This window comes from Pararoseomonas sp. SCSIO 73927 (genome assembly GCF_037040815.1).
In the GTDB taxonomy this organism is placed as follows: domain Bacteria; phylum Pseudomonadota; class Alphaproteobacteria; order Acetobacterales; family Acetobacteraceae; genus Roseomonas.
In genome coordinates, this window is sequence record NZ_CP146232.1 from 3,228,791 (window position 1) to 3,255,066 (window position 26,276).

22 protein-coding genes are annotated in these 26,276 nt (G+C 72.4%); 11 read left to right on the forward strand and 11 right to left on the reverse strand.

The window, feature by feature from the left end; genetic code table 11:
* On the reverse strand, positions 1-3,099 hold the full coding sequence (locus tag VQH23_RS15030) for an Rne/Rng family ribonuclease (RefSeq protein ID WP_338661550.1): 3,099 nt from the start codon (positions 3,097-3,099) through the stop codon (positions 1-3).
* A gap of 651 nt (positions 3,100-3,750) precedes the next feature.
* On the opposite strand from VQH23_RS15030, the gene VQH23_RS15035 reads away from it, so the two are divergent.
* The 6 genes from VQH23_RS15035 to VQH23_RS15060 all read left to right on the forward strand — a co-directional run bounded on the left by VQH23_RS15035 (position 3,751) and on the right by VQH23_RS15060 (position 11,037).
* Positions 3,751-4,872: an N-acetylmuramoyl-L-alanine amidase gene (locus VQH23_RS15035; RefSeq protein ID WP_338661551.1), complete on the forward strand. Its 1,122-nt coding sequence runs from the start codon at positions 3,751-3,753 to the stop codon at positions 4,870-4,872.
* Positions 4,873-5,130: 258 nt separating this feature from the next.
* Positions 5,131-7,776, forward strand: a complete 2,646-nt coding sequence (locus tag VQH23_RS15040) for a PBP1A family penicillin-binding protein (RefSeq protein WP_338661552.1) — start codon at positions 5,131-5,133, stop codon at positions 7,774-7,776.
* A 112-nt stretch (positions 7,777-7,888) separates the two neighbouring features.
* Positions 7,889-9,019: a peptide chain release factor 2 gene (gene prfB, locus VQH23_RS15045; RefSeq protein WP_338661553.1), complete on the forward strand. Its 1,131-nt coding sequence runs from the start codon at positions 7,889-7,891 to the stop codon at positions 9,017-9,019.
* A gap of 10 nt (positions 9,020-9,029) precedes the next feature.
* The gene (locus tag VQH23_RS15050; RefSeq protein WP_338661554.1) at positions 9,030-9,425 is read left to right on the forward strand and encodes a DUF3592 domain-containing protein; all 396 of its coding nucleotides are present in this window, start codon (positions 9,030-9,032) and stop codon (positions 9,423-9,425) included.
* Complete coding sequence (locus VQH23_RS15055) at positions 9,422-9,976, forward strand: DUF1643 domain-containing protein (protein WP_338661555.1); 555 nt, start codon at positions 9,422-9,424, stop codon at positions 9,974-9,976. Before VQH23_RS15050 ends, VQH23_RS15055 begins: the two co-directional genes overlap by 4 nt.
* 89 nt (positions 9,977-10,065) lie before the next feature.
* Positions 10,066-11,037: a tripartite tricarboxylate transporter substrate binding protein gene (locus VQH23_RS15060; protein ID WP_338661556.1), complete on the forward strand. Its 972-nt coding sequence runs from the start codon at positions 10,066-10,068 to the stop codon at positions 11,035-11,037.
* Here VQH23_RS15060 and bla read toward each other — a convergent pair.
* Both bla and VQH23_RS15070 read right to left on the reverse strand, forming a co-directional pair.
* Entirely contained in the window at positions 11,024-11,902 is an 879-nt protein-coding gene (bla, locus tag VQH23_RS15065; RefSeq protein WP_338661557.1) for a class A beta-lactamase, read from the reverse strand. The genes VQH23_RS15060 and bla overlap by 14 nt on opposite strands.
* Positions 11,903-11,949: 47 nt before the next feature.
* A complete protein-coding gene (locus VQH23_RS15070) occupies positions 11,950-13,008 on the reverse strand; it encodes an ROK family protein (RefSeq protein ID WP_338661558.1) in 1,059 nt (352 codons plus the stop codon).
* 194 nt (positions 13,009-13,202) lie between these two features.
* Here VQH23_RS15070 and VQH23_RS15075 point away from each other — a divergent pair, with 194 nt between their 5' ends.
* Positions 13,203-13,580: a hypothetical protein gene (locus VQH23_RS15075; RefSeq protein ID WP_338661559.1), complete on the forward strand. Its 378-nt coding sequence runs from the start codon at positions 13,203-13,205 to the stop codon at positions 13,578-13,580.
* Positions 13,581-13,589: 9 nt separating this feature from the next.
* On the opposite strand, the gene VQH23_RS15080 is transcribed toward VQH23_RS15075, so the two are convergent.
* The 8 genes from VQH23_RS15080 to VQH23_RS15115 all read right to left on the reverse strand — a co-directional run bounded on the left by VQH23_RS15080 (position 13,590) and on the right by VQH23_RS15115 (position 22,887).
* Positions 13,590-15,230, reverse strand: coding sequence for an AMP-binding protein (locus VQH23_RS15080; protein ID WP_338661560.1), 1,641 nt, complete (start codon positions 15,228-15,230; stop codon positions 13,590-13,592).
* Positions 15,230-16,045, reverse strand: a complete 816-nt coding sequence (locus VQH23_RS15085; RefSeq protein ID WP_338661561.1) for an enoyl-CoA hydratase — start codon at positions 16,043-16,045, stop codon at positions 15,230-15,232. The genes VQH23_RS15080 and VQH23_RS15085 overlap by 1 nt, the downstream gene beginning before the upstream one ends.
* Before the next feature lie 124 nt (positions 16,046-16,169).
* The gene (locus VQH23_RS15090) at positions 16,170-17,870 is read right to left on the reverse strand and encodes an MFS transporter (protein WP_338661562.1); all 1,701 of its coding nucleotides are present in this window, start codon (positions 17,868-17,870) and stop codon (positions 16,170-16,172) included.
* Between the two features lie 205 nt (positions 17,871-18,075).
* Positions 18,076-18,726 (reverse strand): hypothetical protein, encoded by a 651-nt coding sequence (locus tag VQH23_RS15095; protein WP_338661563.1) that lies wholly within the window; start codon positions 18,724-18,726, stop codon positions 18,076-18,078.
* Positions 18,723-20,123 (reverse strand): TRAP transporter large permease subunit, encoded by a 1,401-nt coding sequence (locus VQH23_RS15100; protein ID WP_338661564.1) that lies wholly within the window; start codon positions 20,121-20,123, stop codon positions 18,723-18,725. The genes VQH23_RS15095 and VQH23_RS15100 overlap by 4 nt, the downstream gene beginning before the upstream one ends.
* A gap of 28 nt (positions 20,124-20,151) precedes the next feature.
* Positions 20,152-20,820: a TRAP transporter small permease subunit gene (locus VQH23_RS15105; protein WP_338661565.1), complete on the reverse strand. Its 669-nt coding sequence runs from the start codon at positions 20,818-20,820 to the stop codon at positions 20,152-20,154.
* Positions 20,821-20,838: 18 nt separating this feature from the next.
* Positions 20,839-21,975, reverse strand: coding sequence for a TRAP transporter substrate-binding protein (locus VQH23_RS15110; protein ID WP_338661566.1), 1,137 nt, complete (start codon positions 21,973-21,975; stop codon positions 20,839-20,841).
* Between the two features lie 138 nt (positions 21,976-22,113).
* Positions 22,114-22,887 carry a ferredoxin--NADP reductase gene (locus VQH23_RS15115; RefSeq protein WP_338666107.1) on the reverse strand — a complete coding sequence of 258 codons (774 nt, stop codon included), beginning with the start codon at positions 22,885-22,887 and terminating at the stop codon, positions 22,114-22,116.
* Positions 22,888-23,054: 167 nt separating this feature from the next.
* Here VQH23_RS15115 and VQH23_RS15120 point away from each other — a divergent pair, with 167 nt between their 5' ends.
* The 4 genes from VQH23_RS15120 (at position 23,055) to VQH23_RS15135 (ending at position 26,205) form a co-directional block, all read left to right on the forward strand.
* Complete coding sequence (locus tag VQH23_RS15120; RefSeq protein ID WP_338661567.1) at positions 23,055-23,765, forward strand: GNAT family protein; 711 nt, start codon at positions 23,055-23,057, stop codon at positions 23,763-23,765.
* A 112-nt stretch (positions 23,766-23,877) separates the two neighbouring features.
* Entirely contained in the window at positions 23,878-24,240 is a 363-nt protein-coding gene (locus VQH23_RS15125; protein ID WP_338661568.1) for a hypothetical protein, read from the forward strand.
* Positions 24,241-24,292: 52 nt separating this feature from the next.
* Positions 24,293-24,733 (forward strand): DUF3429 domain-containing protein, encoded by a 441-nt coding sequence (locus VQH23_RS15130; RefSeq protein ID WP_338661569.1) that lies wholly within the window; start codon positions 24,293-24,295, stop codon positions 24,731-24,733.
* A 104-nt stretch (positions 24,734-24,837) separates the two neighbouring features.
* The gene (locus tag VQH23_RS15135; protein ID WP_338661571.1) at positions 24,838-26,205 is read left to right on the forward strand and encodes an esterase-like activity of phytase family protein; all 1,368 of its coding nucleotides are present in this window, start codon (positions 24,838-24,840) and stop codon (positions 26,203-26,205) included.
* The last annotated feature ends 71 nt before the right edge of the window (positions 26,206-26,276 follow it).

A 26,276-nucleotide genomic window follows, 5' to 3' on the forward strand; every position in this document is an offset into this window, starting at 1 on the left:
TCAGCGGCGCCACCACCCCTTCTTCGCCGGGGCAGCCGGGGCGTCCTCGGCGCCGAGCAGGACGGGCTGCACGATGGCGCCCGCCACGGGCTCCGCCGGGGCTGCGTCGGCCGGGGCTGCCTCGGTCGGGGCTGCCTCGGTCGGGGCTGCTGCCTGGGCCGGGGTCGCCTCGGCCTGAGCCGCCTCGACCGGCGCCGTCGGCGCGGCCTCGGACGTCACCTCGGGCTCGGCGCGGCGGGTGGCCTCGGCCGGCCCCTCGCCATGAGGGGGGGCGGAGAGGTTCTCGAGAGCGGCCTCCTCCGCCCCGGCATCCGCCGGAGCCTCCGCGGGCAGGGGCGCCTCGCCGATCGGGATTTCCCGCACGCTGCGCGGCGGCGTCCCGGTGGCCGACGTCTCGGCGGAGGCCTCCGCCGCGTCCATCGCGTCCATCAGCGCGTCGTCGATCCCGGCGAAGGGATCGGCGGGGGTGGGGCCGGCGTAGCGCGGCGCCTCGTCGCGCGGTGCCTCGTCCTCGCGGCGGAAGCGGCTGCCGCCACGGCGGCCGCGGCGGCCGCGGCGGCCATCGCCCTCGGGCCGCTCCTCGGGGGCACGCGGCGCGGCCCCGGCATCGGTCTCCCCGAGCTCGGCCTCCCCGACGCTGGCTTCCCCGACACTCGATTCTCCGACACTGGCTTCCCCGAGATTGGCGTCCCCAGCGGCGGACTCATCCGCGCCCTCCTCAGCGGCGGGGGAGGACTCGGACTCGCCCTCCTCGGTCCCGTTGGCCTCGCCGGGCGCGCCGTCCTCGCGGCGGCCACCCCGGCGGCGGCGGCGGCGGCGGCGGCCGCGCTCCCCGTTGCCCTCGCCCGAGCCGTCCTCGGCCGTCTCGCCCGAGCCTCCATTGCCCAAGGTCCCGTTCACGGCCACCTCGGCGGTCCCGACCTCGTCCTCCTCGTCCTCGACGCTCGGGAGGAAGACCGGCTCAGGCGCGTAGTCCATCCGCAGCGCGGGCGCGGCGGTGCTGGCGGGCACCTGCTGCGTCTGCGGGCGGGTGCGGTCGATCCGGTGGGCGGCCGCCGTCATCTCCGCGTCGGGCTCGAAGACCACGCACATCGCGTAGCGCGCCTCGGTGGCGCCCAGGCGCTCCCGCTTGCGGTTGAGGATGTGCATGGCCACAGCCGGGGAGCAGTGCACCACGATCTCGGCGGCGCGGCGCTTGGCGCCCTCCTCCTCGATGGCGCGCAGCACGTGCAGGGCGGAGCTCTCGTCGGAGCGGACGATGCCCAGCCCCTGGCAGTGCGGGCAGGTGACGAAGGAGTGCTCCGTCAGGCTCGGCCGCAGCCGCTGGCGGGACATTTCCAGCAGGCCGAAGTGGGAGATGCGGCCGACCTGGATGCGCGCGCGGTCCTGCTGCAGCGCCTCCTTGATGCGGCGCTCCACCATCGCGTCGTGGCGGCTGCTCTCCATGTCGATGAAGTCGATCACGATGAGGCCGGCGAGGTCGCGCAGGCGGAGCTGGCGGGCGATCTCGTCCGCCGCCTCCAGGTTCGTCCGCAGCGCCGTGTCCTCGATGTGGCGGTCGCGGGTGGCGCGGCCGGAGTTCACGTCGATGGAGACGAGCGCCTCGGTCTGGTTGATCACGATGTAGCCGCCGGAGCGGAGCTGCACGGTCGGCGACATCATCGCGTCCAGCTGCTGCTCCACGCCCATGCGGGCGAAGAGCGGCATGCCGGGGTCGCGGTGCAGCTTAATCTTGCGCTCGTTCTGCGGCATCAGGGCGCGGGTGAAGTCGCGCGCCTGGCGGAAGGCGTCTTCGCCCTCGATCTGGATCTCCTCGATATCCTTCGAGAAGTTGTCGCGGAGAGACCGCTTGAGGAGGTCGGCCTCCTCATAGACCAGGGCGGGCGCCATGGACTTCAGCGTGCGCTCGCGGATGCTGTCCCAGAGGCTCAGAAGGTACTCGCAGTCCCGCCGGATCTCCGGCTTGGGCCGCTGGGCGCCGGCGGTGCGGACGATGATGCCCATGCCCTTGGGCAGGCCCACCTCGTCGATCACCTCGCGCAGGCGCTTGCGGTCCGAGGCGGAGGAGATCTTGCGGGAGACGCCGCCGCCCTTGGGCGAGTTCGGCATCAGCACGGAGAAGCGGCCGGGCAGGGAGATGTAGGTGGTCAGCGCCGCGCCCTTGTTGCCGCGCTCCTCCTTCACGACCTGGACGAGGATGATCTGCCGGCGGCGGATCACCTCCTGGATCTTGTAGTGGCGCAGGAAACGGGAGGGGATGCGGCGCTCGCGCCGCTCCTCGTCGCCCTCGCCCTCGGAGCCCTCGTCGGAGTCGCGGGAATCGCCGCCCACCGTCTCCGGCGGGGTCTCGTCCTCGGTCACCGTCTCCACCTCGCCGTCCTCGGCGGAGGCTCCATCCGAAGCCCCGGTGGCCATCGGCTCGGCAACGGGGTCGCCCTCGCTCACCCGGTCCACGTGCATGGTCATCGGCTGCGCGCGGGGCGGGGAGAGCGGGGCGCCGTCCTCGCCGGCCGTCTCGCCCGGGTTGGTATCGGGGGTAGGATTGGCCGCGGTATCGGCCTCGACATCCGTGGGGAGCTCGGTGGCGGGCTCCGGCGCGGGGGAGGGGGCCTCCTCCAGCGTGGCGGCCGTCGCGCCCGTCTCGTCCAGCGTCTCGCCCGCGGCGGGCGTCTCCGCGGCGGCATCGGCGCTCTCGGAAGTCCCTGCGGCCTTCCCGGCCCGCCTCTCGCGGCGGATCAGGTCGGCGTCGTCGTTCGGCGCCAGCCGCTCGGCGGCGGTCTCGATCTCGTCCTCGGGGTCCTCGTCCTCATCCTCCTGGGCCTGCATCTCCAGCAGGCGCTGACGGTCGGCGACGGGGATCTGGTAGTAGTCCGGGTGGATCTCGCCGAAGGCGAGGAAGCCGTGGCGGTTGCCGCCGTACTCGACGAAGGCGGCCTGGAGGCTCGGCTCCACGCGGACGATCTTGGCGAGGTAGATGTTGCCCTTCAGCGGGCGGCGGTTCTGGGTCTCGAGGTCGAAATCCTCAAGACGGTTGCCGTCCAGCACCACCACCCGCGTCTCTTCGGGGTGGGATGCATCGATCAGCATGCGCTTGGTCATGGAAGGCGTCACTCCGCGCCGCGCGGGGCCCGTGGCAGCCGGCGGCGTCGAGGGTTGGCGGAGCGGGAAAGGCGGGGCGCGGGGCTGAGCGAAGCATCGCCGTCATCCGTCCTCTCTCCCGTACGGGCATCCGGGGATGCCCCAATGGTTTCGGCGTGCCGTGCGCGACCCCTTAGGCGCGGCCATACGGCGCGCGGGCGGGCCGGCGACTGGCGCGTTGCGGTCCATGGCCCCCGGGATCCCCCGTTCTCGGGATCTCCATCGGGGGCGATCGGCCCTGCCGCGCCGCATGGCGCGCGCCGGGGAAGGATGTTCTCCCGCCCGCCCCCCGGGCCGGCGCGCGGCCGGAATCCGGCTCTGGCGACGGCCCCTGCCAGGGCGATACGGGGCGGGCGTCCTGTTGAGAAGGACCGGCGGCCCTGCTACGGCCGCGCCCGAAACCCTCCACCGGCGGCGTGCCGCCGGGGCAACTCACCATACGCAGGGGGTGGGCAGGGGGCAAGGCGCTGTGTGCGGCAGGACACACCGGCGGGCGAAGCGCCCCGTTTCCCTCCGTCACGCTTCAACCGCAATCCCGGTGCTACGATGTGCCGGTGATGCGGCGCATCGGGGGATGCGCCGAACGTACCGGGGATTGGGGGCTTGAGGGGGATGGGACCGACTCTTCCGCGCCGCGGCCTGCTGGTCGCCGCGCTCGCCGCGCTGGCGGCACCCGGCCTGGCGGCCGCCGAATCGGCGAGCCTGGGCGGGGATGGCGGGGCCGCCCGCTTGGTTCTGCCCGGCGCCGCCGGTAGCGCCTGGCGCCTGACCGCCGCTTCCCGGCCAGCGCGCCTAGTCCTCAGCCTGCCCAGCCACGACTGGGAGGGGCCGCGGAGCCTGCACGGCGCCGGCCCCGTCCGCGCCGCGAGCTGGGACGCCCGCGCCCGGCGGCTGGTGATCGACCTTTCCGGCCCCGTGGCGATGCCGGATGTCTCGAGGGAAGGGGGGGCGCTCGTCCTCTCTATCCGCCCGGGGCCTGCCGCCGCCTTCGCGCGCATGGCCGGGCCCGGCCGCCCGATCGCCACGGGCCAGGGGGCGCCGCGCCCTGTGGTGGTGCTGGACCCCGGCCATGGCGGCAAGGACCCCGGCACCATCGGCGCCACCGGCACCTATGAGAAGCGCATCGTCCTCGCCGCCGCGCAGGAGATGAAGCGGCGGCTGGAGGCGGGCGGGCGGTGCCGCGTCCTCCTCACCCGTAGTCGCGACACCTTCGTGCCGCTGGCCCGGCGGGTGGAGTTCGCCCGCCGCAGCCGGGCGGTGCTCTTCGTCTCCATCCACGCGGATTCCGCGCCCGGCGCGCGGGGCGCGAGCGTCTACACCCTCTCGGAGACCGCCTCCGACGCGCTCTCGGCCGCGCTCGCCCGGCGGGAGAACGCGGCGGATTCGGCCGGCGGGCTGAACCTGCCCCCCGTGCCGGCGGACGTGCAGCGCATCCTCCTCAGCCTCGTGCGGCAGGAGACGCGGCAGGGCTCCGCACGGCTGGCGGGCATGGCGGTCAGCGCGCTGCGCCCGCGCGTGCCGCTGCTGCCGAACACCCACCGCCAGGCCGCCTTCGCCGTGCTGAAGTCGCCCGACGTGCCCTCCATGCTGGTGGAGATCGGCTTCCTCTCGGACCGGCGGGACGAGGCGCAGCTGAAGCGGCCGGAGCACCGGGCGGTGGTGGCCGCCGCCCTCGCTGGGGCGGTGGAGGACTACCTGGAGCGCCCGGGGCTGGGCGTGGCCTCCGTGGGATAGGGGGAGGGCACCATGGCACCGGGGCCACAGGGGCGGGGGAACCGCCGGGCCGGGAAAACCGGGGCGCCGCGGGCGGGTTGAACGCCCTGATCCCCGCGCGGGGGTGGGGCGACGCACCGGCGGGGGCGGCCTTCCGCCATCCGGTGCTAGGGAGAGGGTTGGCAAAAGGGGCACGGGCCTGTCATTCGCCCCCGCGCCGCGCCAGTTGCTAGATGAGTGTCGAGGCCGCCCCGGATGGTGGTGGCCATGAGGATGGGAATGGCTTCCAGAGATCTCCGCGCCGAACGCCCCCTGGTGGGCGAGCGCCGCCCCCGGGACGGCTCCGCTCCCGCGGACCACAACGGGGATCCCATGGACATCCCGCCGGTGCCGCCCGCGCGCCCGGCCCGGAAGCGGGAGCGCCCGCGCCGGGGGATCTGGCTGCGGCGCACCGCCGGCTTCGTCGTCGCCGTCGGGATGATCGGCGTGATCTTCGGCTCCATCGCTGCCTACGGCGTGTGGCGCACCGCCACCGCGGACCTGCCGGACCACGCCTGGCTGTCGGACTACCAGCCGCCGCAGATGTCGCGCATCTACGCCGCCGACAGCCGGCTGATGGCGGAGATGGCGCTGGAGCGCCGCGTCTTCGTGCCGATCGCGGCCATTCCCCGGCGCGTGCAGCAGGCCTTCGTCTCGGCGGAGGACCAGCGGTTCTGGGACCACCACGGCGTCGATCCCATCGGCATCGCGCGCGCGGTGATGACGAACCTGGAGCAGATGGGAACGGGGCGGCGCGCCGGCGGCGCCTCCACCATCACCCAGCAGGTCGCGAAGAACATGCTGGTGGGCGCGGACCGCACCATCATGCGCAAGATCCGGGAGGCCATCCTGGCGCACCGCCTGGAGCAGGCGATGAGCAAGGAGCGCATTCTCGAGATCTACCTGAACGAGATCTTCCTCGGCGCCCAGGCCTACGGCGTGGCCGCCGCCGCGCAGAACTACTTCAACAAGGGCCTGGACGAGCTGACGCTGGGCGAGACCGCCTTTCTGGCGGTGCTGCCCAAGGCGCCGAACAACTACAACCCCGCCCGCTTCCCAGAGGCCGCGAAGGCCCGGCGCGACTGGGTGCTGGACCGCATGGTGGAGGACGGGGCCGTCACTCGGCAGGAAGCCGATGCGGCCAAGCAGGAGCCGATCCAGTACCGCGGCCGCGCCCGGCCGGACATGGTGGCGGTGGGCCAGTACTTCACCGAGGAGGTGCGCCGCGACCTGAACGCCCGCTTCGGGCCGGAGCAGACGACCATGGGCGGCCTCGTGGTCCGCACCTCCATGGACCCGAAGCTGCAGGACGCCACCGAGAGGGCGTTGCGCAACCACCTGATGGCCTATGACCGCCGCCGCGGCGCCTGGCGCGGCGCGGTGACGAAGGTCTCCGCCGCCCCGGCCGACTGGATGCCGGCGCTGGAGGGCGTGCAGCGCGTCTCCGGCATGCTGCCGGAGTGGCGCCTGGCCGTGGTGCTGGAGGTGGGCGCGCGCGAGGCCCGGCTGGGCTGGGCCGAGCGCCCCGGCGGCCCCCGCTCCCCCGCCCAGCCGCGCGAGGGCCGGCTGGCGATGGAGGACGTGGCGTGGAGCCGCGTGCAGCGCGAGGGAACCCGCGCGGTCGGCGCCCGCCGCATGGCCGATATCGTGACCCCCGGCGACGTGGTGATGGTGGAGACGGTCGGCGGCAATCAGGCGGCGGCGCAGGGCCGCGCCCCGGCGCGGGAGCGGCTGGCGCTGCGCCAGATGCCGCAGGTGGAGGGCGCGGTGGTCGCGCTCGATCCCGCCACGGGCCGCGTGCTGGCCATGTCCGGCGGCTTCAACTTCGACCGGTCCTGGTTCAACCGCGCCACCCAGGCGATGCGGCAGCCCGGATCGTCCTTCAAGCCCTTCGTCTATGTCACGGCGCTGGAGCAGGGCATCCCGCCGAACCAGCAGCTGCTGGACGCGCCTTTCGAGATGGCGACGCCTCAGGGCGTCTGGCGCCCCGGCAACTACAGCGGCAACTCCAACGGCTGGGTGACCATGCGCACCGCCGTGGAGAAGTCCCTGAACCAGGTGACGGTGCGGCTGGCGCAGGAGATCGGCATCGACAAGGTGGCCGAGACCGCCCGGCGCTTCGGGGTGATCCCGAACATGCCGCGCGTCCTCTCCATGTCGCTCGGCGCCGGAGAGACGACGGTGATGCGGATGGCCGCCGGCTACGCCTCCTTCGCCAATGGCGGCAGGCGGGTGGAGCCGAGCCTCATCGACAGCGTGCAGGACCGCTTCGGCCACGTGGTCTGGCGCAACGACGCCCGGCGCTGCGTGGGCTGCGACCGCGACGTCGCCGCCGGCCCGCCCCAGCTGGAGGACCAGCGGCCGCAGGTGGTGGACCCGATCGCGGCCTATCAGATGGTCTCCATCCTGCAGGGCGCGACCACGCGCGGCACGGGCGTGGCGGCGGCCAAGGGCCTGAACCGCCCCGTGGCGGGCAAGACGGGCACGACGAACGACTACTTCGACAACTGGTTCGTCGGCTTCACGCCGGACATCGTGGTGGCGGTGTGGGTGGGCTTCGACGACCCGCACAGCCTCGGCGAGGGCGAGACGGGCGGCGGCAACGCGGCCCCGATCTTCAACGAGGTGGTGCAGGCGGCGCTGGCCGACAGCCCGCCCGTGCCCTTCCGCGCCCCGCCCGGGGTGGCCCTGGTCCGCGTCTCCACGAGCAACGGCCAGTCCATCCTGGAGCCCTTCAGGCCCGGCACGGAGAGCGCGGCCCGGCCGCCGATGGGCGGCAATGTCGGCTCCGGCGGCGGCGGGGGCGACGGTGCCTATGGCGGGGGCGGCGGATCGGGCGGGGCCACGGCCTCCGCCGTGGACAGCAGCCTGGGCGGGCTCTACTAGGTCGGGCCAGGATGCCCCATCTCGGGGGCGTCCCATCCTGGATGGGGCGCCCCTTTCACTTTCGAGAGGATCGGATCGGCGGTTCGCGCGGTCCGACTGGATCTGCCGAACCATGCGTGCCGATGCCGAGGGCCTGAAGGCCCAGATCGCCGACAGCGTCGCCCTGCTGCGCCGCCACCTGAACTGGGACGCCGCCACCGTGCGCCTGCACGAGCTGAACGCGCGCGCCGAGGACCCCTCCCTCTGGAACGACGCCGCCGAGGCGCAGAAGCTGATGCGCGAGCGCACGCGCCTGTCCGACCAGATCGACGGCGTGAAGAGGCTGGAGGGGGACGTTCAGGACGCGCTGGACCTGATCGAGCTGGCCGAGGCAGAGGATGATGGCGGCACCGCCGACGCCGCCGTGGCCGACCTGCACCGCCTGGCCGCGGAGGCGAAGCGGCGCGAGATCGAGAGCCTGCTCTCCGGCGAGGCCGATGCCAACGACGCCTATGTGGAGGTGAACTCCGGCGCCGGCGGCACGGACGCGCAGGACTGGGCGGAGATGATGCTCCGCATGTACACGCGCTGGGCCGAGGCGAAGGGCTACAAGGTCGCGATCACCGAGCAGAGCGAGGGTGACGAGGCCGGGATCAAGTCCGCCACCATCCAGGTCTCCGGTCCCAATGCCTATGGCTGGCTGAAGACCGAGATGGGCGTGCACCGGCTTGTCCGCATCTCGCCCTTCGGCGGCAACGACAAGCGGCAGACGAGCTTCGCCTCCGTCTACGTCTACCCCGTGATCGACGACAAGATTCAGGTGGACATCAACCCTGCCGACCTGCGCACCGACACCTTCCGCGCATCGGGCGCCGGCGGCCAGCACGTGAACAAGACGGAATCCGGCGTGCGCTTCACCCATATCCCGACGGGGATCGTGGTGGCCTCCACCCAGGACCGGTCCCAGCACCGCAACCGCGCCATCGCGATGGATATGCTGCGCGCCCGCCTCTACGAGCTGGAGCTGCAGAAGCGCGAGGCGGTCTCCGCAGCCACCGAGGCGGGGAAGACCGATATCGGCTGGGGCCACCAGATCCGGTCCTACGTGCTGCAGCCCTACCAGATGGTGAAGGACCTGCGGACGGGGGTGGAGAAGGGCAACCCGGCCGCCGTGCTCGACGGCGACCTGGACGAGTTCATGGCGGCGGCACTCGCCACCCGCGTGGGCGCCACGCGGTCCGAGGCGAGCGCCAGCGCGCGCTGATCGGGTGGGCGTGAACCCCGTCGCGATCGTCTTCTGGGGTTTCATGATCGGCGTGCCGGCGCTTGCCACCACCGCGCTGGTCCGCGCCCGCCTGCGGCAGCGGGGTTGGGTGCGGGCGGAGGCGCGCGGGGTTGATCCCGAGGACCCGTCCAACCCCCACGGGCGCGGCTACGACGTGGCTTTCCAAGGACCATCCGGCCCCGTCACCGCGACCCTGAGCGGCCCGCGTCCGGCCCAGCGCAACGCCCCGCATCGCGGGGAGGCGGTCCTCGTCGCCTACGACCCGGCCGACCCGCGCCGGGTGGAGCTGGTCGGCCCCTGGCAGCGGGGCCTGCTGGTGGTCTGGCCGACGGTCCTGGGACTGGTCCTCCTCGGATTCCTCCTTTGGCTGAGGTCGCGGCCGTGAGCCGCCCGCAGGACCTGCACGATCCCGGCGGCAAGGTGCGCCTGAAGATCGGCGCCGAGGTGGTGAGCCGCGCGGAGTTCTCCCCCGATGGCCGTTACCGCACCGTGCTGGAACGCCGCTGGGACGGGCTGCCCTTCGGATCCCCCGGTGTCTGCGCCTGGATCATGATGAACCCCAGCACGGCGGACGAGACGGTGGACGACCCCACCGTACGCCGCGCGCGGGACTTCACGCGCCGCTGGGGCTTCGGGGCCATGGTGGTGCTGAACGCCTTCGCCCTGCGCGCCACGAAGCCTGCCATGCTGCTGGAGGCGGAGGACCCGGTGGGGCCGGGGAACGACGCGGCGATCGCCGAATGGGCGGGGCGGGCGGAACGGCTGGTCGTCGCCTGGGGCCTGCCGCCGAAGCCGCTGCGCTGGCGCGCGGCGCAGCTGGCCGCGCTGCTGGGGGCGGCGGGCGCGAGGCCGCTGGCGCTGAAGGTGACGGCGGATGGCCAGCCCGGCCATCCCCTCTACATCGCCGGCACAACCGAACCGGTGCCCTGGCCCTGATCCGCGGGGCCGCAGCCGACAAGCCGTGACTGGACGCGGCGCCGGGCCGTGGTCCAGGCTTCCCCCAGAAAAGAAGAGGGGAGGGAACCATGATCCGTAGGCGCGAGCTTCTCGCGGGCCTGGGCGCGGCGGCGATGCCCGTCGCCGCCGGCGCGCAGGAAGGCTACCCGAACCGTCCCATCACCATGATGGTCGGCTTCGCCCCGGGCGGCGGCACCGACATCGTCTCCCGCATGCTTGGCCCGCGCATCCAGGAGGAGCTGGGCCAGCCCATCACGGTGGAGAACCGCCCTGGCGCCAGCGGGACCCTCGCCGCCGGCGTCGTCGCGCGGGCGAGGCCGGACGGGTACACGCTGCTGACCGGGACGGTCAGCACGCAGTGCACCGTGGCGCCGCTGATGCGGCCGCCGCCCTACGACCAGCTGCGCGACTTCACCCCGATCATGCTGGTGGGCACCCTGCCGCTGGTGATGGTCGTGCGGGCCGAGAACCCGGCGCGCGACATCGCCGGGCTTGTCCGCTACGCCGAAACTCGCCCGGACGGGCTGAACTACGGCACGTCAGGCGTGGCCAGCCAGCAGCACCTGTCGAGCGAGCTGATGGCCCGCCGCACCGGCATGCGGATGACCCACATCCCCTTCCGCGGCACCGGCCAGTCCGTGAACGCTCTGCTGGCGGGGGATGTGGACGTGAACATCGACACCCTCGCCACCTACCTGCCCTATATCCGGGATGGGCGGATGCGGGCGCTGGCCACCACCCTGCCGCAGCGCGCCACCGCCCTGCCGGAGACGCCCACCGTGCAGGAGCAGGGCTTCGCCGGCTACGACATGTCCGTCTGGTACATGGTGCTCGGCCCGGCCGGGCTGCCGCCGGAGGCGCTGCGGCGGCTGGAGCGGGCCTATGCCCGCACCCTGGAGGATCCCGGCATCAACCGCCGGCTGGTGGAGGCGGGCTACATCCCCGGCGGCGGCACGGCGGCGGCGGCGGCCGAGCTGGTGCGGCGCGACGCCGAGCGCCTGGGGCGGCTGGTGCAGGAGGCCGGGATCAGGCTGGAATAGCGGCGGCCACCGCCCGCCCCACCGCCGCCAGCGCGGCGTTGCGGGCGGCCAGCGGCGCCGCGCTCCCGGTCAGGTAGGCCGCGACGAGGATCGGCGCCCGCTCGGGTGGCCAGAGAATGGCGACATCGTTGTTCGTGCCGTGCCGGCCGCCGCCGGTCTTGTCGCCGCAGCGCCAGCCCGCGGGCAGGCCGGCGCGGATCTTCTCGTCCCCGGTGCGGCACCCCACCAGCCACTCCGTCAGCCGCGCGCGGGATCCGGGCGAGAGGGCCGGGCCGAGCAGCAGGCGGTGCGCCGTGCCGAGCATGGCATCCGGCGTCGTGGTGTCGCGCGGGTCGCCGGGGGTGGCCTCGTTCAGGGTCGGCTCCGTCCGGTCCAGCCGGAACTCCTCATCCCCCAGCCGCCGGGCGAAGGCGGTGAGCCCGGCGGGGCCGCCGATCACGGGGAGGAGGAGGTTCGCGGCCGGGTTGTCGCTCCAGACCACCGTGGCTTCGCAGAGCTCGCCGAGGCTCATCCCCTCCGGCCCGAGATGCCGGGCCGTGACGGGCGCGTATTCCAGCAGGTCAGAGGCCGCGATGGGGACGCGGCGGTCCAGGCTCACCCGCCCCGCATCGGCCTCGGCCAGGATCGCGGCGGCGAGGACCATCTTGAAGGTGCTGGTGAGGGGGAAGCGCTCCTCCCCGCGCCAGGAAAAGCGCCGGCCGCTGCCGGTGTCGAGCACGGCCACGCCCAGCCGGCCGCCACCCACCTCCTCCGCCGCGCGGATGGCCGCCGCGAAGGGGGCGCCGCCGAAGGCCTCCTCCGCCCGCACGGGCGGCGCGAGGGCCGTGCCCAGCGCCAGCCCGAGAAGCACCCGCCTGTCGATCATCCCCGTCCCTCCCGCGGGGGCGGAGGGACCACCGGGCGGCGGGGGTGTCAATCCGCGCGGCGGTTGGTGAAGCGGGCGTTCCCCAGCCCCGTGCCGATCGTCAGGATGCCCCAGCGCTCCACGTCCCCCATGTTCGGGATCTCGCTCAGGCCCTGGCACACCGCGTCGTTGTGCATCAGCACGGTGGTGGCGTAGCCGCCGATCTCCGGGATGGCTTCGGCGATCTCGCGCGGCAGGTTGAAGCGGCTGCTCTCCCAGTTGCCCGGCAGGTTCTGGCCGCCGCGGTCGATGGAGCCGTCCTCCTCGATGATCCCGGGGCAGCCGATGCCGATGAAGGGGGCCAGGGCGCGCTTCTTCGCCTCCGCCAGCGCCACCATGCCGCGCAGCATGGTGGCGATGCGCTCCACCGCCTGCTCCCGCGTCGGCCCGTCGTCCCTGTGGCGCCAGACCTCCAGCCCGACGACCCGGGCGGCGGCAAGGTTCTTTGCCTTGCGAAGGTTCAGTTCCACCAGCCCGACGCGGATGCTCGTGCCACCGATATCCACGGCCAGCAGGCTGTCATGCCCGGCGAAGATCCAGCTCGGCGCCAGGTGCGCGGCGCCGATGAGGGCGGCCTCGTCCGGGTCGTGGACGATGGGGCGCAGCTCCACCCCCTGCGCATCCGCCTTCAGCAGCAGGGAGGCACGGCCGATGCAGATATGGCCGATCCGGCTGCCGCTCATGCCCCCGCCCACCACGATGCGCTGCGTATCCTTCCAGCCCTTCAGCTTCAGGAAGCGGCGGGTGACAGCGGCCAGCTCCTGGGAGAACTCCTCCATCGCCGTGTGGATCAGGGCCGCGGCCTCGTGCCGCTCGTCCTTCAGCAGCCGCTCCAGGCGCCGCCAGGAGATGTCGTCGCTCGGCTCGTCCCCGAGGGGGTCGTCCTCGCCCAGCTTGCGCAGGCGGTCGCGCCACTCCTCCAGCGTGGCGCGGAAGGCGCGCTTGCTGGCGCGGTCGCCGATGAAGCCCTCCTTGTCGCGCAGCTCGGCGTTGTAGGCGTCCAGCACAACGCTGGTGAGCCGCGCGGCGCCGTGGCCGGCGACGGGCGGCGCGGGGGTTTCGGGCATGGTTCTCGTGTCTTCCCGGAATGCGCGGGGACAACGCGCCCGCCCCGTTCCGGTTCAACGGCGGGTCTCTCCGGCCCGGGGACGGGGCCGGGCATGGGGCCGGCCGGTTCCCATCGGGCATGACCCATGGGGCGTGAATAGATGCCGGCTATGGCGGCGATACCCTGGGAGCGGCTGTCGCGCGGCCCTGTCCTATGGGAATTGTCGGGCAGGAGCAGGAGCAGGAGCGGCTGCGCCTGAGGATGACGGGTGGCCTGGCCGCCGCCGCCGTCAGCGCTATCCTGACCGCCGAGGACGAGGAGACGCCCGTGACAAGCGAGACGCAGCGCCTGAAGCAGGACCTGGAGGCCGATGCCGCGCTGCGCGCGCGCCTCGCCCCCGCGCTTGATGGCACCGCCGGCCCGGAGGCTGCCGCTGCCCTGCTGCGGGCTGCCGGCTACAACATCGCGCCCGCTGATCTTCCGCGGCCCGCGCCGGGACCGCGGCGCCTGGACCCCGCCGATCTGGACCGGGTGGCCGGCGGCGCCAACCCCACCAGGAACCTGAAGAGCCCCTTCGACGAGCCGCTCTGACGGCCGGCCTCAGCCGACCTCCCTCGCCCGGACCGCCTGACGCAACGGCACCTTCTGCAGCTTGCCCGTCGAGGTCTTCGGCACCTCCTGGAAGATTACGCGCTTGGGCGCCTTGAAGCCCGCCAGCCTCGCGCGGGCATGGGCGATGAGCTCCGCCTCCGTCGCTTCCGCATCGGGCTTCAGCTCCACGAAGGCCCAGGGCACCTCGCCCCACCTCTCGTCCGGCGCCGCCACCACGGCGGCCACGGCCACGGCGGGGTGCTTGTAGAGCGCGTCCTCCACCTCGATGGAGGAGATGTTCTCGCCGCCGGAGATGATGATGTCCTTCGCGCGGTCCTTCAGCTGCACGTAGCCGTCCGGGTGCTTCACGCCGAGGTCGCCGGTACGGAACCAGCCGCGCGCGAAAGCCTTCTCCGTCGCGGCCGGATCCTTCAGGTAGCCCTTCATCACGGTATTGCCGCGCATCACCACCTCGCCCATCGTCGTGGCATCGGCGGGCACGGGGTTGTCCTCCGCGTCCAGCACGTCGAACGCCTCGAGCGTGACGTAGCGCACGCCCTGCCGCGCCATCAGCGCCGCCCGCTCCGGCGCGGGCAGCGCGTCGTGCTCGGGGTGCCATTCATTCACCACAGACGGGCCGTAGCACTCCGTCAGCCCGTAGATGTGGCGCACCGTCACGCCCGCCGCGTCCGCGGCGGCCAGCACGGCCTCCGGCGGGGAGGCGCCCGCCGTGCCGAAGACCAGCCCTGTGCCGGCGATGCGGTTGGGGTCGTTCACCAGCGTCTGCAGCACGATGGGGGCGCCGCACATATGCGTTACGCCGTGCGCCCTGATGAGTTCCCACATCGCCGGCCCGCGCACGGCCCGCAGGCAGACATGCGTGCCGGAGACGGCGGCGATCGCCCAGGGGAAGGACCAGCCGTTGCAGTGGAACATCGGCAGCGTCCAGAGATAGACGGGCGCGGGTGGGATGCCGCAGGCCAGGATGTCGCCGAGGGAGCCGAGATAGGCGCCACGGTGGTGGTACACCACGCCCTTCGGCCGCCCGGTGGTGCCGGAGGTGTAGTTCAGCGCGATCGCGTCCCACTCATCCGCCGGGGGCTGCCAGTCGAAGCTCGGGTCGCCGGAGGCGAGGAAGCCCTCGTAATCCTCGCCGCCCAGGGTGTGGTCGAAGGGCGCGACGGGGTCCTTCACCTCGACGACGAGGGGCCTCGCGGAGGCCATCTCCAGCGCGCGGCCGAGGATCGGCACCAACTCGCTGTCCACGATGATGGCGCGCGCCTCCCCGTGGTCCAGGATGTAGGCGATGGTGTCGGCATCCAGCCGCGTGTTGATCGTGTTGAGCACCGCACCCGACATCGGCACGCCGTTGTGGCACTCGATCATGGCGGGGGTGTTCGGCAGCAGCGCCGCCACCGTGTCGCCGCGCCCGATGCCGCGCGCGGCGAGGGCGGAGGCGAGGCGCACGCAGCGGTCCCGGTGCTGCCTCCAGCTCTGGCGCAGCTCGCCGTGGATGACGGCCACGCGGTCCGGGAAGGTCGCCGCCGCGCGCTCCACGAAGAGGAGCGGGGTGAGGGCGCGGTGGTTCGCCTGCGTGCGGGGCAGGGCGTCATAGGCCTGCTTGGCGGAGAGCGACGGGTTCGTGTCCATCAGCGGTGCTTCCACTCCGGGGCGCGCTTCGCGAGGAAGGCGCCGATGCCCTCGGCCGCGTCCTCGGCCAGCAGGTTCTCCACCATCGCGGCGGTCGCGGCCGCGTAGGCCTCCTCCAGCGGCAGTCCGGCCTGGCGGTGGAAGGTCCGCTTGCCCAGCTGCACCGCGAGGGCCGAGCGGCCGGCGATGCGCGCGGCCAGCGCCGCCGCTTCCCCGTCCAGCGCCGCGCGGGGCACGACGCGGTTCACCAGCCCGATACGCCGCGCCTCCTCCGCCCCGATCGGCTCACCCGTCAGCAGCATCTCCATCGCCGCCTTGCGCGGCACGGCGCGGGCGAGAGGGACGGCGGGGGTGGAGCAGAACAGGCCGATCTCCACGCCCGGCGTGCAGAAGCGCGCCTCCTCGGCGGCGATCACCAGATCGCAGGCGGCGGCGAGCTGGCAGCCGGCGGCGGTGGCCATGCCCTGCACGGCGGCGATCACGGGCTGGGGCAGGGCGGGGATGGCCTGCATCACCCGCGCGCAGCGGGCCATGGAATCCGCGAAGAAGGCGTGGCCGCCATCGGCGTCGCCGAAATGCGCGGTGATCTCCTTCAGGTCGTGCCCGGCGCAGAACACCGGCCCTTCGGCCCGGATCACCACGCAGCGGATCGCGTTGTCCGCCGCAATCCTCTCCAGCTCCGCGCGCAGCGCGTCCAGCAGGGCGAGGGAGAGGCCGTTCCGCGCCGCCGGCCGGTTCAAGGTGAGGGTCGTCACGGCGTCCCGGTCCTCGCGCAGGAGGACGGGGAGGGAAACCCCCGAGCTGCCATCCGGCATCTTGCCTCCTCCCGCTCCTTGTTCCCGTCAGCTTGGGGTGGGGCGGCCGGGGGGTGCAAGGGGCGCCGGAAAAGGAAAGGGCGCCGGGATCCCTCCCGACGCCCCCAAGGTGACGCGAGGGCGATCAGGCCCGCGCGTTGGTCCCGGATTCCTCGGCCTCGAAGATGTCGCGGTCCTTGGTCTCGGGGATGAAGATGGCACCGATGACGACGGTCGCGAGCGCGATGACGATCGGGTACCAGAGGCCGTAGTAGATGTCGCCGGTCTGCGCGACCATGGCGAGCGAGGTGGCCGGCAGCAGCCCGCCGAACCAGCCGTTGCCGATGTGGTAGGGCAGCGACATGGAGGTGTAGCGGATGCGCGTGGGGAAGAGCTCCACCAGCGCCGCCGCAATCGGGCCGTACACCATGGTGACGTAGATCACGAGCAGGGTGAGGACGCCGATGATGACGGCCGTCTGCTCGCGGAAGATGTCGAAGGGACCGGCCATCTTGACAACGCTGGGGTTGGACGCCGCCGGGTAGCCCGCCGCCGTCAGCCCCGCCGAGAGCTGCTGCGCGAAGGTGGGATCGGCGGCGCGGATCGGCGCGCCGTTGTTGATGCGCACCGCCGTCTCGCCCGCCGCCGTGCCCGGCACCACCGAGTACTGCACCGAGGCGCGGGAGAGCGCGGCCTTGGCGATGTCGCAGGGCTGGGTGAAGCGCGCCGTGCCGACCGGGTTGAACTGGAAGGAGCAGGCCGAGGGATCGGTCAGCACCTGCACGGGGATGGTCTGCTGCGCCTGGTGCAGCGCCGGGTTGGCCTCCGCCGTCAGCAGCTTGAACAGCGGGAAGTAGGTCAGCGCGGCGAGCAGGCAGCCGCCGAGGATGATCGGCTTGCGGCCGATCTTGTCGGACAGCCAGCCGAACAGGACGAAGCCGCCCGAGCCCAGCAGCAGCGCCCAGGCGATGAGAAGGTTCGTCGTCGGGCCGTCCACCTTCAGGATCGAGCCGAGGAAGAACAGCGCGTAGAACTGCCCGGTGTACCAGACCACCGCCTGGCCCATGGTGAGGCCGAGCAGCGCCAGCAGCGCCCACTTCGCGTTCTTCCACTGGCCGAAGGCCTCGGAGAGCGGCGCCTTGGAGCCGGTACCCTCCTCCTTCATCTTCTTGAAGGCCGGGCTCTCGTGCAGCGTGGAGCGGATCCAGACGGAGATGCCGAGCAGCACGATGGAGAGCAGGAAGGGGACGCGCCAGCCCCAGGCCGCGAACTCCGCCTCGCCGGTCCAGGTGCGGACGCCGAGGATCACCAGCAGTGACAGGAACAGGCCCGCTGTGGCCGTGATCTGGATGAAGGAGGTGTAGAAGCCGCGGCGACCGTTGGGCGCGTGCTCGGCCACGTAGGTGGCGGCGCCGCCGTACTCGCCGCCCAGCGCCAGGCCCTGGAGGCAGCGCAGCACGATGAGGAGGATCGGCGCGAGAATGCCGATGGTGTCCGACCCGGGCAGCAGGCCCACGACGAAGGTGGACGCGCCCATGATGACGATCGTGACGAGGAAGGTGTACTTGCGCCCCACCAGGTCGCCGATGCGGCCGAAGACGATGGCGCCGAAGGGGCGGACGAGGAAGCCGGCCGCGAAGGTCAGCAGCGCGAAGATGTTGCGCGTGCCCTCCGGGTACTGGCTGAAGAAGTGCGTGCCGATCAGCCCGGCGAGGCTGCCGTAGAGGTAGAAGTCGTACCACTCGAAGACCGTGCCGAGCGAGGAGCCGAGGATGACCTTCCTCTCCTCCCGGGTCATCGGGCGGTTCCGGTCGGCCGCCACGGATGTTGAGTAAGCGGTGCTCATGTCTGGACTTGGTCCTGAATCCCCCCGGGGCGCGACGCTGCCCGGACCTCGGTTGCCTCGCTCGGCCGGTTCCGGCCGCACGGGGATAGGCCGTCGCGCAGACCCATCGACGGAAGCGTAAAACGATGCCGGGGCGTATCGCCAGAGCGAAAGATCACGGAACCGACATCAGCGCCGAAGATTTTACGGGGCGCACGCCGCGCGCTCAGGAGATCCGTGCCGAGATCCGGCCCGCAGCCCCGAAATCCACCGTCACCACGCCGTCCTCTGCCGAGAGCGGATCGGAGAGTCCTGCCGCGATGAGCAGCGCGCCGGCGGGCAGCCCGCCCAGGCGCCGCGCCTCCGCCGCCACGGGGGCGAGGATGTCGCGCGCTGGCAGCGGCTTCCCGTGCAGGGTGAACTCTCCGGGCGGGATATCCACCGGCGGCCCGGCGATGACGAAGCCGAGGCCGTTCAGATCCGCCACCCGCGCGCCGCGCGCTTCCGGCGGATGGGTGAAGCGGTGGTCCGCGATGTCGATCGCGGCGTGCAGCGCCGCCAGCCGCGGCCGCTCGTCCTCGTCGGGCCGCAGGGACTCGGCCAGCACGCCGACGAGCGCGGCGGTGGCCACGGGATGCCGCAGCGGCGCGGCCGTGGCGCCGTCGGGCAGCAGCCGCGCCTCGATCATCGGCCCGACAGCGCCGTGCAGCAGCCGCAGCCCGCAGGGCGCGATGCCCAGCTCGTCCAGCACGGCGAGGGCCACCCGCTCGCCCTCCGCGCGGCCGCGCGGCGCCATCTCGGGCGGCAGGGCGGCGAGGGGGCGGCCGGTGGAGAGCGCCTCGGCGATCCAGGAGGCGGCGCGGGCGGCCCGGGTCACTCGCGCAGCGTCTCCTCTTCGGTGAAGCCGCCGCTCGGCGGCGCCTCCATGGAGGTGGCGGGATCGGCCGGCGCGTCGCCGCCGTAGAGGGTCTCCGGCAGCCAGGTCACGAGCTCCGGCACCAGGTACATCAGCACCATGGTCGCGACGACGATGTAGATGAAGGGCATGACGCCCGCGAAGATGTCCTCCAGCCGCACGTGCTTCGGCGCCACGCCCTTGAGGTAGAAGGTCGCCATCGCGACGGGCGGGGAGAGGAAGGAGGTCTGGAGGTTGAGGGCGATCATCACCCCGAAGAAGAGGGGCGAGATGCCGAAATCGTCCAGCAGCGGGAGGAAGATCGGCACGAAGATGACGATGATCTCCGTCCATTCCAGCGGCCAGCCTAGGACGAAGATGATGGCCTGCGCCAGGATCATGAAGGTGAAGGAGTTCAGCGGCAGCGACTTGACGAACTCCTCCACCACCGACTGCCCGCCGAGGTAGCCGAAGACGGAGGAGAAGACGTAGGAGCCGACGAAGAGCCAGCACACCATGGCGGAGGTGCGGGCCGTCAGGAACACGCTTTCCCGCAGCTTCGCCCAGGTGAAGGCGCGATAGATGATGGCCAGCACGATGGAGCCGAGGCTGCCCATGGCCGCCGCCTCGCTCGGCGTGGCCAGCCCCATGAGGATGGCGCCGAGCACGGAGGCGATCAGCAGGGCGAGCGGCACGAAGGAGCTGACGAGCGCCCAGAGGACCTTGCCGAAGGGCACGTTCCGCTGCTCCGGCGGCAGGGGCGGCGCGACCTGTGGCCGCAGCATCGCGAGGATGATGATGTAGAGCATGTAGCACACCGCCAGCGTCACGCCGGGGATGAAGGCCGCGGCGTAGAGCTGCACGACGGAGACGCCCGCCGTGGCGCCGTAGAGGATCAGCATGATGGAGGGCGGGATGAGGATGCCCAGGCACCCGCCGGCGCAGGTGACGCCCGCCGCCAGCCGCACGTCGTAGCCGGCCTTCAGCATGGCGGGGAAGGCGAGCAGCCCCATCAGCGTCACCACCGCGCCGACGATGCCCGTGGCGGTGGCGAAGAGCGCGCAGGTTGCCATGGTCGCCACCGCGAGGCTGCCGGGGATGTTGCCGGAGGCCATCTGCAGGGATCGGAACAGACGGTCGAGGATGTTCGCCCGCTCGATCACGTAGCCCATGAAGACGAAGAGCGGGACGGAAATGAGCACGTCGTTCGCCATCACGGCGTAAGTGCGCTGCACCAACAAATCGAAGATCCGCTCCCCCATGCCGAGGTAGCCGAAGAACAGGCCCATCGCCATCAGGGTGAAGGCGATGGGGAAGCCCAGCAGAATGAAGAACAGGAACAGCCCGAGCATGGTCAGGCCGAGGGCGGGATCGCTCATCGGGGCGCAGGGTCTCGTCCGGGTGTTGTCAACGGCCGTCCTGCCCGTCGCCCGCGCGCTCGCGCCGCACGGCCTCGGCAGGGGGGGTGATCTCCGCACCGCGCGCCAGCTCCGCGGCCAGCGCCTCCGCCCCGCGCGCCTCGGCCTGGGCGAGGATGAGCTGATCCATCTCCTCCACGTCCGAGAGGCGCGGTGGCCAGGCGCCTTCCCGGATGCAGCGCAGGCAGCGCACCACCTCCACCAGCCCCTGCAGCAGCAGCAGGAATCCCACCAGCGGGATGAGGAACTTGAAGGGCCAGATCACCGGCCCGGTGGGGGAGAACATGGAGCGCTCGTTCTGGCGCCAGCTCTCCTCGAAGAAGTGCCAGCCGGAGATCATGAAGGCGAGGATCGCGGGGAAGAAGAACAGGATGTAGAGCACGAGGTCGAGCGTGGCCTGCCGGCGCGGCGGCATCATCCGGTACAGGAAGTCCCCGCGCACATGCCCGTTGCGCGAGAGCGCGTAGGCGCCCGCCATCATGAACAGCGCGCCGTAGAGCATGTAGGTGGCGTCGTAGGCCCAGGTGGTCGGCGCGCGGAAGGCGTAGCGCGCCACCACCTCGTAGGTGACGACGAAGGTGAGGCCGACGATGCACCAGGCGAAGGTCTGCCCGACAAAGGTCGAGAGCCTGTCGATCCCGAGGAGGACCCGCTGCATGGCGCCGTCCCGTGCCCCCTAGCGCGCCGCGAAGAAGTGGTTGTAGGCGGCCACCTGGCTCGCCTCGTAGCGCAGGAAGAAGTTGCCCACGCGACGGCACCACTCCCGCTGGCTGTCGCAGACCTTCTTGAAGAAGGGGCCGTTGTTCGGGTTGGAGTTGTCGCCTTCCAGCCGCTCGATCACCTTGTTCCAGGCGGCCAGCTGCGCCTCCAGGATCGGGCGGGGCAGGGGGCGGGCCTGCACGCCCTGGCGCTGCGTCATTTCCAGCAGGTCCTTGGAGTAGCGGTCCTGCAGCTTCCAGGACATGTCCGCGCTCGCGGCCTCCGCGCCGTGGCGGATGATCGCCTGGATCTCCGCTGGCAGGCTCTCGTACTTGCTCTTGTTGAACAGCATCTCGAAGCTCTCCACCCGCTGGTGGTAGCTCTGGATCATGTAGGCCTTGGCCACGTCGGGGAAGCCGAGCACGCGGTCGGAGGAGGGGTTGTTGAACTCCGCCCCGTCGATCACCCCGCGCTCCAGCGCCGGCACGATCTCGCCGCCGGGCAGGGAGACGACGGCGGCGCCCATCTCCGCCATCAGCTCCGCCGCCAGGCCCACGGTGCGGTACTTCAGCCCGCGGATCTGCTCCGCCCGCTCGATCGGCTGCTTGAACCAGCCGAAGGGCTGGGTGGGCATGGGGCCGGAGAGGAAGCCGACGACGTTGACCTTCAGGACGTCTTGCAGCAGCTCGCGGTACAGTGCCTCGCCGCCGCCGTGGTAGAACCAGCCGAGCATCTGGTTGGCGTCGCCGAACCAGGGCGGGGCGGTGCCGAAGAGGCTGAAGGCCTTGTTCTTGCCGTACCAGTAGGCGACCACCCCGTGCCCGCCATCCAGCGTGCCGGCGTGGACTGCGTCCAGAACCTGGAAGGCGCCGACGACGGCGCCGGCCGCCAGCAACTCCACCCGCAGCCGCCCGCCGGCCATGCGGTTCACCCGCTCCACGTAGTCCTGGGCGAATTCGTGGAAGATGTCGCGCTGCGGCCAGGTGGACTGGAACCGGAGCGTCACCGTCTGCGCGCGGCTGACGCTTGGCGCGGCGAGGACGGCGGCACCGGTTGCGCCCACGGCGGCCGCCCGCAACAGGCCGCGGCGGCCCGCCCCATTCTTCTCGGACATGAAGCTTCCCTCGTGGCGCGCCATCTGGCGGGCGCGCTCACGGGAAAGCCTGCCTCGATTCTAACGAGGTCGCAACTTAATCTTCACCTGTCCCGATTTCGCGACGCCTCCCTTATCGGCGCCTCACTTGTCGACGCCCTACTTGTCGACGAAGGCGCGCTCCACCACGAAATGTGCGGGCTCGTGCGCGCTGCCTTCCTTCATGCCCAGCGCTTCCAGCCGCGCCTTGGTGTCGGCCAGCATCTCCGGCGAGCCGCAGAGCATGACGCGGTCATTCTCCGGAGAGAGGGGCGGCAGGCCGAGGTCGGCGTAGATGCGGCCGCTGTCCATCAGCTCCGTGATCCGCCCGCGCGTCGGGAAGTCCTGCCGCGTCACGCTGGGGTAGTAGACCAGCTTCTCCCGGACCATCTCGCCCAGGAACTCGTGCTGCATCAGCTCCCCCGTGATGTACTCGCGGTAGGCCAGCTCCTCCACGTCGCGCACGGTGTGCGTGACGATCACCTTCTCGAAGCGGTCATAGGCCTCGGGCTCGCGGATCAGGGACATGAAGGGCGCGAGGCCCGTGCCGGTGGAGAGGAACCAGAGGTTCTTCCCGGGCAGCAGGTTGTCCAGCAGCAGCGTGCCCACGGGCTTGCGGTTGACCAGCACCGTGTCGCCCACCCGGATGTTCTGCAGGCGCGAGGTGAGGGGGCCGTCCTGCACCTTGATGGAGAGGAACTCCAGCGTCTCCTCCCAGGGCGGGGAGGCGACGGAATAGGCCCGCAGCAGCGGCTTGCCGTCCACCACCAGCCCGATCATGGCGAACTGCCCGGCGAGGAAGCGGAAGCCCGGCTCCCGCGTGCAGCGGAAGGAGAAGAGGCGGTCGGTCCAGTGGCGGACCTCCAGCACCTCGGCCTCGTGGAAGGCGGACATGGCGGGCCGCTTGGGGTCGGGGCCGGTCTTGGAGGGGGAGGCATCGTTCATGGCCGGACGGGTATGGGATGGCCCCGCCGCTTTCGCAATGCGGCAGGTTCGGAACGCCGGGTCCGGAACGGGCGGGGCGGGTTGAGGGCCGGGGCGGCCGGGCGCAGCATCCCGCCATGCCCGATTCACCGCCGCTCGGCCCCGAGGTCGATCCCACCCCGCGCCCCTTGCCCGCCCGCACCGCCCATCGCGGCGCCAGCCTGGACCTCGAGCCGCTGCACACCCGCCACGCCGCGGAGCTGTGGCAGGCGTCCCAGGCGCCTGGGGCGGAGCCGGGCTGGGCCTATCTCGGCTACGGCCCCTTCGCGGACGAGGAGGCTATGCGCCGCCACGTCGCCGCCTTCGCGGCCCAGCACGACCCGATCGCCTGGGCCGTGCGCCCGCACCGCACCGGCACCGCCGATGGCTGGCTGACCCTGATGGAGATCTTTCCCGCCGATTCCGCGATCGAGATCGGCCATATCTGGTTCTCCCCCCGCCTCCAGCGGACCCGGGCGGCGACGGAGGCGATGTTCCTCCTCATGCGGCACGCCATGGACGAGCTCGGCTACCGCCGCCTGGTCTGGAAGTGCCACGCCATGAACCAGCCCTCCCGCGACGCCGCCGCCCGGCTGGGCTTCCGCTACGAGGGGACGCTGCGGGCGGTGAAGGTGGTGAAGGGCCGGCTGCGGGACACGGCGCAGTTCTCCATCCTGGCCGATGAGTGGCCGGCGCGGCGGGACGCGATCGCCACCTGGCTGGACGAAGCGAACTGGGACGGGGAGGGCCGCCCGAAGGCCTCGATGGCCCGCGCGGGCCACCCGCCGCTGCCCTGGCTGGCCGGCTGAGGGTGCCGACCTGGGGTGGGGCGCCAGGGATGCCCGGGCCCCGCGTTAGCCTATATCGGTCATCCCGGCCCGCGATGTGCGGGGGGAAGGAAGCCTGAACGAGGGAGAGTGGATGAGCCTCAGCGAATTGCTCGGCTTCGGCATGGCCAGCCAGTTCCAGCCCTCCGGCGACGGCTACGTCTATCGCGAGAACGCGAAGGGGCCGCCCGTCCCGGTCTCGCGGGAGGAGCGGGACCGTTTCGTGCGGCGCTACGCGCTCCAGTTCGTGCTGCAGGTCGCGGGCTTCATGGCGGCGGTGATCCTGGCGGCGGTGCTGACCGATGCCGTCTTCCCCACCCGCGCCGCGCCGGGCGGCTTCGTGCTGATGGGCGCGATGATGCTCCTCATCGGGTACCTGCTGTACCGCTGGATCCGGTGGGCGCTGGCGGCGCCAAGCCGCGCCCTGGCGGGGCGGGGACCGGCCTCCCGGCCCTGAAGCGCGCCTCCGCGAGGCTTGCGCTGCGGGCGCCAGCCCCGAGATGCGGCCCATGCGCGAAGTCCTCCCCACCCCCGCCCGCATCCTCGGCCCGGCCGGGCTGATCCCCTTCGCCGGGCTCGCCCTGCTGGCCCTGGCCTCACCGGAATGGCGCCCGGAGGCCCTGCGCGGGTTGCTGGCCTACGGGGCGGCCATCGCCTCCTTCCTCGGCGCGGTCCACTGGGGTCTCGCGCTGCACCCCGCCCCGGGGGAGGAAGGGGCGGCCTGGGGCCGGATCGGGCTGGGCGTGCTGCCCGCCCTGGCGGCCTGGGTCGCGCTGATGCTGCCGGTATACCGGCCCGGCCTGATCGCCCTGGCCGCCATCCTCGTCGCGACCGCGCTCGTCGAGACCCTGGCCGCCCGGCGCGGCCTGGTGCCCGCCCCCTACCTTCGCCTGCGCTGGGGGCTGAGCCTCGGCGCGGCCGCCTGCCTCCTGCTCGGCGCCGCTGCCTGACCCGCCCCGGCGTGACCGACACGGCTCTGTCACCGGGCTGCAAGAGCGGCGACATCTGCTGCTCGTAAGCCCCGGCCCCGATCTCTCCGGGACCTCTCGATTCCATGCGCGCCATCCTCCTGGCCACCGCCGCCCTGCTGACCCTCTCCGCCGCCGCCGGCGCGCAGGAGAGGCGCTTCGAGGCCACGCTGGAGGGCCACGCGGTCCTCCCGGCGAACACGATCGTCCCGGCCCCGGCGGACGCCCCGGCCGATGCGCGGCAGGCCGGCAAGTACACCGGCCCGAACAACCGGCGGATGGACGGCAGCCTGGCCGGCACCACCGGCCCCGCGCCGAACGGCCGCCCCACCGGCCTTTCCCTGCCTTTCAACGGCCAGGCCGTGCAGGGCTTCTCCGGCATCAAGCCCGTGGCGGGCGAGCCCGGCGCCTACTGGGTGCTGACCGACAACGGCTTCGGCAACAAGCGCAACTCCGCCGACGCGCTGCTGATGTTCCACAAGCTGCGCGTGGACTTCCGCACGGGGCAGGTGATGATCGAGCGCACGGTCTTCCTCTCGGACCCTGAGCGCCGCGTGCCCTTTCGCATCACGAACGAGGGTACGGAGCGCCGCTACCTCACCGGCGCCGACTTCGACCCGGAGAGCCTGCAGCCCGTGGCCGACGGCTTCTGGATCGGCGAGGAGTTCGGCCCCTTCCTCATCCAGGTGGACGCGGAAGGCCGCGTGCGGCGCGTGGTGGAGACGGCGCTGGAGGGCCGCGCCATCCGCAGCCCGGACCACCCGGACCTCGTCTCCCCCGCCACGCCGTCCGCCACGGTCTCCGTCCAGGCGCAGCGCAGCGGCGGCTACGAGGGCATGGCGCTGAGCCCGGACGGCTCCCGCCTCTACGCGCTGCTGGAGAAGCCCCTGTTCGGCGCGGAAGGCCGGCCGGAGGAGAACACCCTCCGCATCCTCGAGCTGGACACGGCGAACGGGAACTGGACGGGCCGCGCGATGCGCTTCCGCTTCGCGGAGGGCGCGACCTCCATCGGCGACTTCAACATGATCGACGACCGCCGCGCCCTGGTGATCGAGCGCGACGACTTCGAGGGCGATCCCTCCCGCGCCTGCGCGGCCGGTCAGGTGCCGCCCGCCTGCTTCCACGCCCCGGCGCGGGTGAAGCGCGTGTCCCTCATCGACCTCGGCGAGACCGACGCGGCGGGCTACGTGAAGAAGATCGGCTACATCGACCTGATGGCGATCCGCGACCCGCAGGGCGTGGCGCGGGTGCGCGGCGACCTCGGTGCCGACGTGCCGCGCGACCGCTTTGCCTTCCCCTTCTTCACCATCGAGAACGTGGCGATGGTGGATGCCGACCACATCATCGTCGGCAACGACAACAACCTGCCCTTCAGCGCCGGCCGCCACCTGACGCGCGCGGACGACAACGAGCTGATCCTGCTGCGCGTGGCGGAACTGCTGCGCGCGCGCTGAGGCGCCGGCGGCAGCGCCACGGATGGACAGGTCCGTGACGCTGCCGCAGCATCCCGCCCCGCATCCACAGT